Genomic DNA, 13893 nt, shown 5'->3' with positions numbered 1-13893 from the left:
ACCCAGGAACGGTTTTTTTTAGATTTTAAATACAATAATTAGGCCTTGCACGCCGCAGTTTGCATAATGAGTGATTCTTCTTTTTCTTGCTGTGGTGTAAAAAATCGATGAGTGAGAGTGTAACTTAAATTTGGCTTCGCTTGTTCTTGTAATGCTCTTGCTAACTGAGGATATTCACTCACAAGCAATTTCGCCTGTTCTTTGATATATGAATCATTAGACTTATTAATCATCGTTACGTAATGTGCTGCTTTTTTCAGATCACCAGGATCTGTTGATTTTCCCAATATTTGGCACATAACCAACATGGCATTAGTACACCCCAAATTAGCAGCTTGGCGCATCGTTTGTTTGTACTGAGAAGATGTTGGTGAATAAATATGGGCTAAATGATATAAAGCCATAGGGTTATCCCGAGCTAAAGCCATCATTTTAGGTAAATCCTGGACTACAGCTTGCTTTAAAACAGGATCATTAGGTGATTTATGTAATTGATTTACCAACACAGCAAATTCATTACTTGAAGACATATCCTACCCCTAACTTTGACTCATTCCCTTGTAGGATAAAAGATCAAGGTTAAGGTAAGATTAAGGAGGATAAGCTTTACCATTTTTTTACATTTTCAAATACTGCCCATCCTAAATGGAACAACATATGCGCTAAGATTGCTACAATTAGCCCATATTGCCAAAATAGATACCCAAAAAGTAATGATTGGTACAGGCTAAGTAAAATTAGAGAATAAATGAAACGTCGATTTGAGGTGCAACCGGCAGCAAGGTAAGCCGGGATTTGGCTTACTGCAAATACTAAACCACTAATAAAAATTGAAATCCAAATGATTAAGACAGGATATTGTTTCGTAAAGAGCAATGCGAAAAAGGCAGCAAGATTCATTAATCCCCATCGTGCAATGATTTCCTCTACTACACCTCCATAAAGAACACAGCCATCGAGACCAAGAGCCAGGCGAATATTAGTCATGATTTCCATGTTTTTTTTCTCTATGATACGTGCAATAACACCATAATAAAGAACCAGAAACACCAACAATCCAAAAAAAGCATACAAAACAGTAGGTATTAAAATGGGAAGTAAAGCATTTATTCCTACTGTACCCTGTAAAAGTGCTTCAAGTATTGTGGCGCGTAAGCCTGTAGTGTTAGATAATACGGAGCCTGCAATGCACAGAACCAAAACCATAAATAAGGTTTGCAAGATAGCGAAACGACTCGCTCGTTTTTGTACCCCTTCGGAATTATCTGGTAATAAAAAATAAATTAAACGTTTTATTGCAATGACAACACCTGGGATGGATAAGCAGAACAAAACGATAATTAAAGGCCAATTGATTGTCATTTTTTATCCTTAAAATATAAATGCTCAACCCATATCAAAGAGAACGGTATTAATATGAGGAATCTGAGTTATTATAGCCTCCCCCACTAAACTTTATACTGCTTTGCAAGCTCACTCAGTTTCAGTTGTTTATTATATAATACACTCCTTCGCCTCATTCACTTGAGCCTTATCTAAGCTTCGTGGGTTAACTCTATACTCTTAAATAGCACAGCGTAAAAAAATCCATCCATACCTTGTTCCCCGGGTAAAATTTGTAGACCATGCTTTGTTGCATGGCCACTGATTCCTGGTTCTTTTATTATCGTACAGTCTGGATGGGTTGCAACAAAATTTGCAATTTGTTGCTCATTTTCAGCAGGCATGACCGAACAGGTGGCGTAAACCAGTAAGCCACCTTTTGCGAGCAAAGGCCATAAGCAATCGAGCATCTTATGCTGGATGCTACTGATAGTAACAATTTCTTCATTGTTACGTAATAATTTTATATCAGAATGGCGTCGAATGACGCCTGTTGCAGAACAAGGAGCATCTAAAAGAATACGATCAAAAAGTTGACCATCCCACCATTTGGTGGGAGTTAAGGCATCGCCTTCCATTAAAGTTGCATGCAAACTAAGGCGGTCTAAGTTTTCTCGAACGCGTTTCAATCGCTTGGGATCAACATCTAAAGCAATACATGCCGAAAGATTAGGTTCTTTTTCTAAAATATGGCAGGTTTTTCCTCCGGGAGCACAACAGGCATCCAAAAGGCGTAACCCCGGTTTTAAAGACAATAAAGAAACCGCCAATTGTGCTGCGCCATCTTGAACGGAAATACATCCTTCTGCAAAACCAGGGAGTTGGCGTACATCGCAAGGCATAATTAAATTAATTCCTTCAGGTGCTACAGGATGGGGCTTAGCACCAATACCTTCTCGCTTTAAAATCTGTAAATATTCGGCAACAGAATTTTTTTGTACGTTAACCCTTAAGGTCATGGGTGGATGCATGTCATTTGCTTGAGCGATGAATTGCCAGTCATCAGGCCAATCTGCTTGCAAACGTTCCAGTAGCCATTGGGGCTGACCATGAATGAAGAGAGGATCGGCGCTAAGACGTGTCACAATTTCTTTTTGCTGACGGCAAAAATTACGTAAAACGGCATTGACCAAGGCCTTTGCCCATGGTTTTTTGATTTTTTCAAGTAAGGCAACTGTTTCTTTGACTACGGCATAATCGGGTAGTTGCATGTAGTATAATTGATAAAGACCGATAAGCAGCGCAACCCAAACTTCCAATTCTTTGGGTTTTTTTTGAAGCAAACACTCCGCTAGGGCTTGTAAACGAAAATAATGACGACAAAACCCAAAGCAAATCTCTTTAGTCATGGGGGTGACTTCAGCTGTTGCAGGCATAAGCTGGGATAAGGATGATTTGTCAGTTAATAAGTGAGTTAAAATTTTTAAGGCATGCAGTCGTTCATTCTTGTTCATGAAAACACAAATCCTGCATGTACCTGTGATTTGGAGGAATTTAACCAATCTGCTATGGAAATCACTTTAGCACCCGGAAGCTGGATTCGTTCTACGAGCAAACCTTGATCTCCGGTTGCAACCAGCATTCCTTTTTTATCGATATTAACTACAGTACCTGGTGTTTGAGAAAAGGGTAGTGTCACAACTTTGGCTTGGTGGATTCGCAAAATTTCTTCAGATAAGTGGGTGTAGGCGATTGGCCAAGGGTTGAATGCGCGAATTTTTCGATCAATTTCTGCTGCAGTTTGTTGCCAGTTAATGTGCGCATCTTCTTTGTTAATTTTGCTGGCGTAGGTGGCTAGTTCGTTATTTTGAATTTCAGGTTTTGCAGTTTGAGCAGCTAGTTCATCCAAGGTTTGTAATAAGGGTTGCGCGGAGATTTTTGCCAGATTGTCATGCACGTTTTGTGCAGTTTCTGACGCACTAATCGGACAGGCAACTTTACGCAGCATAGCGCCCGTGTCCATGCCGGCATCCATTTGCATAATCGTTACCCCAGATTCTATATCGCCATGAAGAATGGCCGATTGAATGGGAGAGGCACCACGCCAACGAGGTAATAAGGAAGCATGCACATTAATACAGCCTAAACGGGGAATTTCCAGAACTGATTTGGGCAAGATTAATCCATATGCGATAACGACCATGACATCAGGTTTTAATGCTGCAAGCTCTGCGATTGCTTCAGGATTTTTGAAATTCAGTGGTTGATGGACTGGAATTTGATGGCTTAAGGCCCATTCTTTCACTGCAGAAGCGTGTAGTTTTCGGCCACGTCCAGCAGGACGGTCTGGTTGAGTATAAATCGCTTGAATATGATGTGTTGAATGCAGTAGTGCATTCAGACAAGGCAAACCAAATTCTGGTGTTCCAGCGAAAACGATGTTCAATCGACTCATGATAACTACTCACCTCGATCAAGGAGCGTTTTTAAGAGACGCGTCTTGAATGAAAAGCCTTTGAAAAAATGCAGTGCATTATTTCTGAGAAATACCCCGCAATTTTCTCACCTACGCACTGCGCTTTATCCCTCGGTCTTATTTAAAAAAAACCGGGAGTGTGCCTCAAAACAGTGTTCTGGATACCAGAGCATAAAGCGCGGTACGTAGGAAGCTTATAAAAATTTATTATTTAACAATAAACTACTTTTTAGTTTTTATTCTATCACTCAGACATTATTTACGTGCGTGTTGACGTTTAAATTTATCCAATTTTTTACGAGCCATGGCTTTTTTCAAAGGAGAAAGCAGATCAATAAACAGTTTACCATTCATGTGATCAATTTCATGTTGCAAACACTCAGCGAGCAAGCCCTCGGCTTTAATTTCATAAGTCTTACCATTTCTATCCAAGGCTTTTACTGTAACTTTTTCTGCACGAATAACCGTATCGTAAGCGCCGGGAACAGAAAGACAGCCTTCTTCAAATTTTTTTTCGCCCTCTGATGCAATGATTTCAGGATTGATAATAACCAGTTGATTCTGTTTATCGCCTGCAATATCAATCACGGACAAACGCAGGCTAATACCAATTTGAGGCGCAGCAAGACCAACGCCACGGGCGTCGTACATTGTCTCAAACATATCGTCAATTAGTATTTGCAATTTGTCATCAAAATGAACAACGGGCTTTGAAACCGCTCTTAATCGAGGGTCAGGCAAATATAGAATCGGATGAATAGCCATTGTTTATCTGGTTCTCTACATAAAAATCATGTTAATATTATCCTTCATATATTGTAAGGCTGCAAGATATTCCAACAAAGGATTGACTCTAATGAGATTTATTCTCTTTATATTCTTCTTTTTTTTCTCCATTTTGAATTATGCTTTTAGCTTAAAATTAGATGCTCCTGAGCGGTATGTGGTTCAACATGGTGATACCTTATGGGATATAGCGGGTCGCTACCTAAATAATCCCTGGGAATGGAAGGAGCTTTGGCAGGCTAATCCAAAGATAAAAAATCCCAATCATTTGTATCCAGGAGCAGTTCTGGTTTTAGCCTATTCTGGGAACAGACCCTATATCAAGGTACTATCGAATGGCACAATAAAATTATCACCTAATATCCGCCCTTTACCTTTAGATGAACCCATCCCTGCGATTCCTTTAAATGAAATTAAACCTTTTTTAAATGAGTCGCTTATCTTGGATCAAGATGTGATTAATCGAGCTCCTTACATTGTATCGCTAATAGGAGAGCACATGTTGGCTGGTCAGGGGGATAAAGCTTATGTTAAAGGATTACATCCTTCACGAGTACTTCCTAAAAGAGGGGTTCCTGCATATTCTGTTTTTAGGGGCGGGAAAGATTATGTGCATCCGCTAACTAAAGAGCTTTTGGGATATCGAGCGAATTTGGTGGGTTATGCGGAGTTGCTTGCAGGGGGTGAACCTGCCACAATTTTATTAACCAATATTAATGAAGGCGTTAAAGTAGAAGATAGTGTTTTGATAAATAACAGCCCTGAATTTAATGTGAGTTTTGCACCCAAAGCACCGCTGTTCCTGGTCAAGGGATTTATTATTGACATGCCCAATGAGAATACCCAGGAGGCTCTTGGCGGCGTTGTCGTGGTTAGTTTAGGTGCCCGAGATGGGCTCGAAGCAGGAGATGTTCTGGCTATCTATAGAAAATCACGTACAGTTAATGATCCCAAAAATAGGCTGTTTCCTGTTCGATTGCCTCCCGAGCGTATTGGCGAGGCTATGGTTTTCCGTGTGTTTACTAAAACCAGTTTTGCTTTAATCGTTCGTTCAACCCAAGCTGTTTATTTATTGAATTTAGTGACCAACCCATGAATAATTTATCCTATTACCTCGCATTAAACCGCATGGAAAGAGTGGGGCCGCGTACCGCAGGAAAACTACAAAAGCGTTGGCCTGATTTACAACAAATGTTCCAGCTTTCAGCAGTTGAACTGGAAAAAGCAGGCCTACCCTGTGCTTTGGCGCAAACGATAGCCGGTTTTGATTTGAGCATAGTCCAAGAAGATCTCAGTTGGTTGGAGGCAGCAGACGATCATCATATACTCACTTGGGAGTCGCCTGAGTATCCCTCTTTATTGAAGGAAATTACGGATCCTCCTATCGTTTTGTATGCAAAAGGACAACTTTCCTGTTTAAATCAACCTACATTAGCTGTAGTAGGTAGCCGCAATCCTACAGTAACTGGAAGTGAAAATGCACGACTCTTTACAAAAGCAATCGCATCACATGGCGTTACTATTGTAAGTGGTATGGCACTAGGAGTTGACGCTCAGGCTCATCTGGGTTGTTTGGAGGCAGGAGGTCAAACAATAGCGGTTTTAGGCACTGGAATCGATCGAATATATCCTCATCGGCATAAGGTGTTGTCGAAGAAAATTGCTCAAAATGGTTTATTGGTGAGCGAATTTCCCTTGAAAAGTCCACCAATCGCTGGACATTTCCCTAGAAGAAATCGTATAATAAGTGGTTTATCGTTGTGCACTTTGGTTGTTGAGTCAGCAATCAAAAGTGGTTCGTTAATCACAGCACGAATGGCCTTGGAACAAAACCGAGATGTTTTAGCGATCCCGGGTTCTATTCACAATCCTCTGGCTCGAGGGTGTCATTACCTGTTGCAGCAAGGAGCTAAATTAGTTACCTCAGTTGTTGATGTTCTTGAGGAGTTACAGATTGACTCAGAACAACAAACAACTGATAAAGCTATTTTACCTCTTGCCAGCGGGAATAAAAACCTAGTAAAGTTCATTGGCTTTGAAATGACAACTGTTGATCAGATCATTTTACGTAGTGGATGCACCGTTGAGCAAGTCACTAGTGAGCTTGCAGAATTAGAATTAAATGGGGCTGTTGTATCTGTGCCCGGTGGCTATATGAGGTGTTAGTATATGAAAGATAACTTATTTGAAATGTTATTGAGTTTATTTGAAAAAAGTCTTACCCAGCTGCAAAAAAGCCATAAAACCGCTGATCAGGATGCATCGGAACAACTTAATGAAGAAGATATTGGGGCTTCAGAGGAACAGGTTATGCATTTGAAGTTGCAAGAGCACACCTCAACACGAGTTTTTACTTATGATGAGCAAATGAAACTGACCAAAGCCAGTTATCAATTTCTCATGCGTATGAAATTATGGAAAGTTCTTAATCCAGAATCGTTTGAAATGATTATGAATCAATTACAATTTTCTGAATCTCGTATCGTAACTCTTCAAGAGACTAAATGGACCATTAGAAATGCCCTGGCGAGTTCGTTGAATGAAGAACAGCTCGCTTTTCTTGATTTAGTTCTTTATCAATCAGAAGATGAATTGACATTACATTAAAAAGATCATCTATACCCATGAAACTCCAAAATGCTTGTTCTAGACGATTTGATTTTTTTGTTCTGGAAACAGAAAAACAATAGGCTAAAACCTAGCATTTTGGAGTTTCTTGGGTATATTACCTATATTACTAGAAGTTGGTGATATTTCATTTTCAGTGCCAATGTTCCGTACTTTTCCTCAGGTTCGGGCATTCCTGGTGCTTAGGGATGAAGTGAAAAGGATAAGGTTGACGTTACTATGAGTAAACATTTGGTGATCGTTGAGTCACCCGCCAAAGCGAAGACAATTCAAAAATATTTGGGTAGTGATTATGAGGTAGTTGCTTCTTATGGGCATGTCCGCGATTTACCGGCACGCAAGGGTTCGGTCAATCCCGATAAGCATTTTGCAATGACGTATATGCCTATTGAAAAGAACTCACGCCATATCGAAACCATTGCAAAAATGCTCAAAAAGTCAGATTCCTTACTGCTTGCAACGGACCCTGATCGCGAAGGCGAAGCTATTTCCTGGCATATTTATGAATTAATGAAAGAAAGAAATCTAACAAAGGATAAACCCATTCACCGGATTTTTTTCAATGAAATTACCAAGTCAGCAATTCAGGATGCAATAAATCATCCACGTTCTATTTCTATGGATTTAGTGAATGCCCAACAAGCACGACGGGCATTGGATTATTTAGTGGGATTTAATTTATCTCCATTGTTATGGAAAAAGGTTAGAAGAGGTCTTTCTGCAGGACGAGTGCAAAGCCCTGCTTTACGACTTATTGTCGAACGAGAAGAGGAAATTGAGCGTTTTATACCTCAAGAATATTGGAAAATCTTAGCTCAATGCATGCATGCAAAGGTATCCTTTGAAGCGCGTTTGACTCATTATAAAAATGAAAAATTACAGCAATTTACTATAACCAAAGAAGATCAGGCACAACAAATCAAAGAGCATCTGATTCGTCAAGCACAAGGTTGTTTGCTAGTTACTCAAATTGAGAAAAAGCAACGCAAGCGTAAGCCTGCACCGCCGTTTATTACTTCAACCTTACAACAGGAAGCCGCACGAAAATTAGGCTTTACTGCTCGAAAGTCGATGATGGTCGCCCAGCAATTATATGAAGGGATAGATATTGGAACAGGAACAGTCGGTCTTATTACCTATATGCGTACGGACTCAGTTAATTTATCTGCAGAAGCAATAGAAGAAACGCGACAGTTTATTAATCAGCGTTATGGAGCTGACAATTGTCCTGCAAGCCCAAGAATTTACAAAACCAAATCGAAAAATGCCCAAGAAGCGCATGAAGCGATTCGACCAACATCCGTTAAACGTTCACCGGAAATGGTACAATCCTCATTAACTGCAGATCAATACAAACTTTACCGTTTGATCTGGAAGCGTACGGTCGCGTGCCAAATGGCCGATGCAATATTGGATACGGTTGCCGTAGATTTAAGTTGTGGCGAAGGCACTATTTTACGTGCTAATGGTTCTACAATTACTTTTTCTGGATTCCTTTCCGTATATGAAGAAGGTCGTGATGATACCAAAGAAGATGAGAATGAAGGTTCATTATTACCTCCATTGGCTGTCGGTGAAAAGGTCAAAGTAGATGACATCTTAGCTAATCAACATTTTACTGAGCCGCCACCAAGATACTCGGAAGCAACGCTTGTGAAGGCACTGGAAGAATATGATATTGGTCGTCCTTCAACTTATGCATCCATTATTCATACCTTGCAACAACGCGAATATGTTGTTGTCGATAAGAAAAGATTTTTTCCAACAGATGTTGGCCGTATCGTGAATCGCTTTTTGACAGGTTATTTTACACGTTATGTAGACTATAAATTTACTGCAGAGCTTGAAGATACTTTGGATGCTATTTCGCGTGGTGAAAAAGAATGGATTCCAGTTTTAGAAGAATTTTGGCAGCCCTTTGTGCAACAAATTCAAACCACAGATCAACAAGTGCAACGTAAAGATGTAACTTCTGAGCTTCTTGATGAAAATTGTCCAAAATGTGGAAAACCATTGTCAATAAGGTTAGGTAAGCGCGGACGCTTCATTGGCTGTACTGGCTACCCTGAATGTGATTACACTCAAGACATGGCGGGTCAGGACAATGAAAAAAATGAACCCGAAGTTGTTGAGGGAAGAGTCTGTCCTGTATGCTCCAATCCCTTACATGTCAAAACAGGTCGTTATGGCCGTTTTATAGGCTGCAGCAATTATCCGCAATGCAAACATATGGAGCCTATTGAAAAACCAGCTGATACAGGTGTTGAATGTCCCAAGTGCCATGAAGCTAAAATTTTACAACGTAAGTCAAGGAAGGGAAAAATTTTCTATTCTTGCGGCAATTATCCTAAATGCGATTATGCCTTATGGAATGAACCGATTAATCAGCCATGTCCAAAATGTAATTGGCCAATTTTGACGGTAAAAGAAAGCAAAAAATTTGGTCGGCAAATTCTTTGCCCGCAAGATGGATGTGGTTATTCTTCCAAGGAAGATGCTTAAGGGACTGTAGATAGTTCTACTATCTTAGCCAAAATGGTGGGATTTTATGTGCTTCACTATTCACATGCTCTATGTATGCTGCGTTTTGTTCTAAGATCATACCATTTGGCTCGAGCTAGCGAATTGGCAACAGACCTTAATATGGTAAGACAGATTTTTTGCGAGACAGTTTATAAATCCTGGGTTACGGCCCAGCCTTCACCCAGGATTTATTTTTATAATTAATAAAAATCAATAGTTGTTGTAGTCACATCTAGAGGACCTACTGGGTAAGAATAAACCCTAACAGGTTGAACAACAGGCGTTACAACACGTGTAACAACAGGTGTGACAGCGACCGGCCTGTACGTAACTGTTCGCGCGTAAACAGGTGTATAGGCTGGTGTGTAGTATGTAACACCATTGGTACAACAACATCCTGTCATCAAAACAACACTTCCTAACAGAATAATCCATTTCATTATGAAATCCCCTTTAATGGATGCTTTCAAAAGAAGTGTAGATTATTTGGTCACTTATCTCAAGATTTGAGCATATTCAGTTTGTTGTCGCTTGGATGAGCGAAGTGAAACCCGGGATTATCAAGAGCGCTATCACCCAAGCTGTAGGCGATACAAATAGCCTTTTAGCTGATGATACAAACTCATTCTTCCTGTTCATTTTGAATCAGTATATACTCATCATCTCTTCATAGAAAATACTCAACAGGATGTAGTGATGTTAGACAGGACCATTATTGTTGATGAGCAATTTTTAAAGCGGGTAGAGCAAGCGGACTTTCCAAAACCCAAAAGTATAATGAGTCCGGAAACGGCGGAATTGGATAAAAAAACGGCTATAGAGCTTTTTGATTCGCAAATTAAATCACGTCTCCTTGATTTGATTGCCAGACAGCTTAAGGAAAAAGGCTTGTCTTTTTATACTATAGGCAGCAGTGGACATGAAGGTAATGCGGTTTGGGGGCAAGTTTTTCGTCCAGACGACATGGCATTTTTGCATTATCGAAGCGGCGCTTTTTATTTGCAACGCGCCAAGAAATTACAAGGTGTAGACGGTGTTAGGGATATTTTATTTTCTTTAGTTGCTGCGGCAACTGATCCGATTTCAGGAGGGCGCCATAAAGTTTTTGGTAGTGTTCCTTTAAATATCCCGCCGCAAACCTCAACAATTGCATCCCATTTACCTAAGGCTTTAGGTGCTGCGTTATCAATTACACGAGCAAAAGAAATAAATATTCACAGCAATTTAAATCCAGATTCAGTCATCATTTGCTCCTTTGGTGATGCATCAACGAATCATGCTTCGGCTCAAGCAACTTTAAACTCTTGTTCATGGATTACACAGCAAAATTATCCTTTACCAATAGTGTTTATTTGCGAAGACAATGGAATTGGAATTTCTGTACCTACTCCATCGGATTGGATAGAGCGTTCTGTACGAGCTCGACCTGGATTGCATTATATTTCTTGTGATGGTTTGAATATCGCTGATGCGTATGCGAGTGCACAAGAAGCAGAATATTTGGCGCGTATAAAAAAACAACCTGTTTTTTTGCATATGCGTTGTGTGCGTTTATTGGGTCATGCAGGCTCTGATATTGAATCACAATATTGTACGCCAGCTGAAATAGAAGCAAGAGAAGCTCAAGATCCTTTGTTGCATACGGCCGGTCTTCTTTATCGCGAAGGTTGGATGACAGTTCAAGACATGCTGAGTCTTTACCACAATAATAAAGATTTAATTGAAGCGAAAGCAGTAGATGCGATAAGACAACCCAAACTATCCAGTGCTGAAGCAGTAATGTCTTCGTTAATTCCTAGCATGCCTAAAAAACAAGCGTTTCCTCTACCTAGCGAAGAAAGGCGGGCAGAAGTTTTTGCTAATGCATTTTCACAATTAGGCCAAAAACGAAATTTATGCCAGCAGATTAATTTTGCTTTGACAGATTTAATGCTGCAATACCCAAATATGCTGGTATTTGGTGAAGATGTAGGCAAAAAAGGCGGTGTTTATCGAGTGACTGCTGATCTGCAGGCTCGTTTTGGAAAACGCCGGGTATTCGACACGCTTTTGGATGAAACAACAATTATAGGAACAGCAATTGGCATGGCGCACAATGGGTTTATTCCCGTTCCGGAAATTCAGTTTTTGGCTTATTTGCACAATGCAGAAGATCAGCTACGTGGTGAAGCATCCACATTATCCTTTTTTTCCAGTGGCCAATATCAAAATCCTATGGTTCTACGTATCGCCTCATTGGCGTATCAAAAAGGATTTGGCGGCCATTTCCATAATGATAACTCCATTGCAGTATTACGCGATTTGCCAGGAGTGATTGTCGCATGTCCTTCAAATGGACCAGACGCCGCAAAAATGTTACGTACGTGTATGCGTTTGGCTTATGAAGAAGGGAGGGTGGTTGTCTTTTTAGAGCCTATTGCTTTATATATGACTAAAGACTTGCATGTGCCAGGTGATAATGGATGGCTTTTTAATTATCCAGCTCCAGATGCCATGATTACACCGGGTGAAGTAGGTGTGTTTGGCGAAGGTGCAACGGTTATTTTAACCTATGCCAATGGGTATTATTTATCGCGGCAAGCAGCGGCAGTGCTGCAAGAAGAGCACAACATTTCTGTGAAAATAGTGGATTTGCGTTGGCTTAGCCCCTTGCCGGGTAAAGCAATTTTGAAAGAGTTAACCAAAGCAAAACAGGTACTCATTGTGGATGAGGGCAGACAAAGTGGTTCAGTTAGCGAAGGCTTGATGACCTTATTGTTAGAAGAAGCCTCATCCAGGTTGAAAATCAAACGAATTACCGGTAAAGATTGCTTTATTCCCTTGGGTAATGCTTGGCAGTATTTGTTACCCAGCAAAGAAAGTATTATTGAAGCCGTAATTGCGTTACAGTCTGATAAAAGGGAGAAAGAAAGTGGACGACTTGTTGTTTCTTGATGAGCAGTTGAATAGTGATGAACGCATGATACGAGATAGTCTAGCGCGTTTCGTCAGCAACGATGTAATGCCTTTAATGGCTGAGTCTTTTGAACATGCTCAATTTCCACGCGAGCTTATTAGAAAATCTGCAGAGTTAGGTTTATTAGGATTGACCTTGCCTGCAGAATATGGCGGTGCTGAAGCATCCTATGTAGCCTACGGTTTAGTTTGCCAGGAACTCGAGCGTGGTGATAGTGGATTACGCAGCTTTGTTTCGGTACAAAGTTCCTTATGTATGTATCCTATTTATCGTTATGGTTCGGAAGAGCAACGCGTGCGTTTTTTACCAGGAATGGCTACAGGCGAGATCATCGGTTGCTTTGGTTTGACTGAACCTGATTTTGGCTCGGATCCAGCGGGTATGAGAACTACTGCCAAAAAAGTTAAGGGCGGCTGGAGTTTGAATGGCGCAAAAATGTGGATAACCAATTCACCAATTGCTGATATCGCTATTGTTTGGGCAAAAACCGATGAAGGTATTCGTGGTTTTATTGTGAATACGGACTCTGAAGGATTAAGCCGCCCTGAAATCAAATTGAAAATGTCATTACGCGCATCCATTACTGGAGAATTGGTTTTTGATAATGTGTTTGTCCCTGATGAAAATTATCTTCCCGGTAGTGAAAAAGGTATAGGCGCTCCTTTAAGTTGTTTAAGTCAGGCACGATACGGAATTGCTTGGGGGGCTATGGGGGCTGCGATGGCATGTTTTGATATTACTCGCGACTATCTATTAGAGCGTAAACAGTTTAACAAGCCATTAGCTACTTTCCAGCTTATTCAAAAAGATCTGGCAGATATGTATACTGAGATTATTAAGGCACAATGTCTTAATTTACAGATAGGCCGAATAAAAGATAATCATCGTGAGAATCCAGTGATGATTTCTCTTGCTAAGGGCAATGCCTGCCGTGAGGCATTGAACATTGCGCGAAAATGCAGGAATCTATTAGGAGCAAATGGAATCAGCCTTGAATATCATGTGATTCGTCACATGCTTAATTTAGAATCAGTCTTTACGTACGAGGGTACGGATAACGTTCATACTCTGGTATTAGGAAAACATATTACAGGCATTAATGCTTTTGCTTAATCAAGAACAAAGTGATTGGGCACTAAGATCAATGACTTTAATCTTAACCCGGAAACTCAAGCCGGGTTTACACTCCGTTTCACTAAGC

General features: G+C 40.4%; 12 protein-coding genes. 6 read left to right on the top strand and 6 right to left on the bottom strand.

The features are described 5' to 3' along the window. Positions 1-38 precede the first annotated feature (38 nt). From Ltuc_RS08600 to def, 5 genes are all read right to left on the bottom strand, one after another. Positions 39-530, bottom strand: coding sequence for a hypothetical protein (locus Ltuc_RS08600; protein WP_058520862.1), 492 nt, complete (start codon positions 528-530; stop codon positions 39-41). Between the two features lie 76 nt (positions 531-606). Then, the gene (locus tag Ltuc_RS08595) at positions 607-1362 is read right to left on the bottom strand and encodes a CPBP family glutamic-type intramembrane protease (RefSeq protein WP_058520861.1); all 756 of its coding nucleotides are present in this window, start codon (positions 1360-1362) and stop codon (positions 607-609) included. Between the two features lie 173 nt (positions 1363-1535). Then, the gene (gene rsmB, locus Ltuc_RS08590) at positions 1536-2837 is read right to left on the bottom strand and encodes a 16S rRNA (cytosine(967)-C(5))-methyltransferase RsmB (RefSeq protein WP_058520860.1); all 1302 of its coding nucleotides are present in this window, start codon (positions 2835-2837) and stop codon (positions 1536-1538) included. Beyond that, positions 2834-3778 carry a methionyl-tRNA formyltransferase gene (fmt, locus tag Ltuc_RS08585; RefSeq protein ID WP_058520859.1) on the bottom strand — a complete coding sequence of 315 codons (945 nt, stop codon included), beginning with the start codon at positions 3776-3778 and terminating at the stop codon, positions 2834-2836. Before fmt ends, rsmB begins: the two co-directional genes overlap by 4 nt. 276 nt (positions 3779-4054) lie before the next feature. Continuing rightward, on the bottom strand, positions 4055-4564 hold the full coding sequence (gene def, locus Ltuc_RS08580) for a peptide deformylase (RefSeq protein WP_058520858.1): 510 nt from the start codon (positions 4562-4564) through the stop codon (positions 4055-4057). A 91-nt stretch (positions 4565-4655) separates the two neighbouring features. On the opposite strand from def, the gene Ltuc_RS08575 reads away from it, so the two are divergent. The 4 genes from Ltuc_RS08575 to topA all read left to right on the top strand — a co-directional run bounded on the left by Ltuc_RS08575 (position 4656) and on the right by topA (position 9715). Then, entirely contained in the window at positions 4656-5681 is a 1026-nt protein-coding gene (locus Ltuc_RS08575; protein ID WP_058520857.1) for a LysM peptidoglycan-binding domain-containing protein, read from the top strand. Then, the gene (dprA, locus tag Ltuc_RS08570; protein ID WP_058520856.1) at positions 5678-6751 is read left to right on the top strand and encodes a DNA-processing protein DprA; all 1074 of its coding nucleotides are present in this window, start codon (positions 5678-5680) and stop codon (positions 6749-6751) included. The genes Ltuc_RS08575 and dprA overlap by 4 nt, the downstream gene beginning before the upstream one ends. Before the next feature lie 3 nt (positions 6752-6754). Beyond that, positions 6755-7192, top strand: a complete 438-nt coding sequence (locus Ltuc_RS08565) for a DUF494 family protein (RefSeq protein WP_058520855.1) — start codon at positions 6755-6757, stop codon at positions 7190-7192. 240 nt (positions 7193-7432) lie between these two features. Continuing rightward, the gene (topA, locus tag Ltuc_RS08560) at positions 7433-9715 is read left to right on the top strand and encodes a type I DNA topoisomerase (RefSeq protein ID WP_058520854.1); all 2283 of its coding nucleotides are present in this window, start codon (positions 7433-7435) and stop codon (positions 9713-9715) included. A 221-nt stretch (positions 9716-9936) separates the two neighbouring features. Here topA and Ltuc_RS08555 read toward each other — a convergent pair whose 3' ends face one another. Beyond that, positions 9937-10176, bottom strand: coding sequence for a hypothetical protein (locus tag Ltuc_RS08555; RefSeq protein WP_058520853.1), 240 nt, complete (start codon positions 10174-10176; stop codon positions 9937-9939). A 256-nt stretch (positions 10177-10432) separates the two neighbouring features. Here Ltuc_RS08555 and Ltuc_RS08550 point away from each other — a divergent pair, with 256 nt between their 5' ends. Both Ltuc_RS08550 and Ltuc_RS08545 read left to right on the top strand, forming a co-directional pair. After that, the gene (locus Ltuc_RS08550; protein ID WP_058520852.1) at positions 10433-12670 is read left to right on the top strand and encodes a dehydrogenase E1 component subunit alpha/beta; all 2238 of its coding nucleotides are present in this window, start codon (positions 10433-10435) and stop codon (positions 12668-12670) included. Next, positions 12648-13805: an acyl-CoA dehydrogenase family protein gene (locus Ltuc_RS08545; protein ID WP_058520851.1), complete on the top strand. Its 1158-nt coding sequence runs from the start codon at positions 12648-12650 to the stop codon at positions 13803-13805. Before Ltuc_RS08550 ends, Ltuc_RS08545 begins: the two co-directional genes overlap by 23 nt. Positions 13806-13893: the final 88 nt, after the last annotated feature.

It is taken from the genome of Legionella tucsonensis, assembly GCF_001468035.1.
GTDB lineage: Bacteria > Pseudomonadota > Gammaproteobacteria > Legionellales > Legionellaceae > Legionella > Legionella tucsonensis.
The sequence above is the reverse complement of the archived record's forward strand: the minus strand, read 5'-3'. Positions and strand labels throughout refer to the sequence as shown.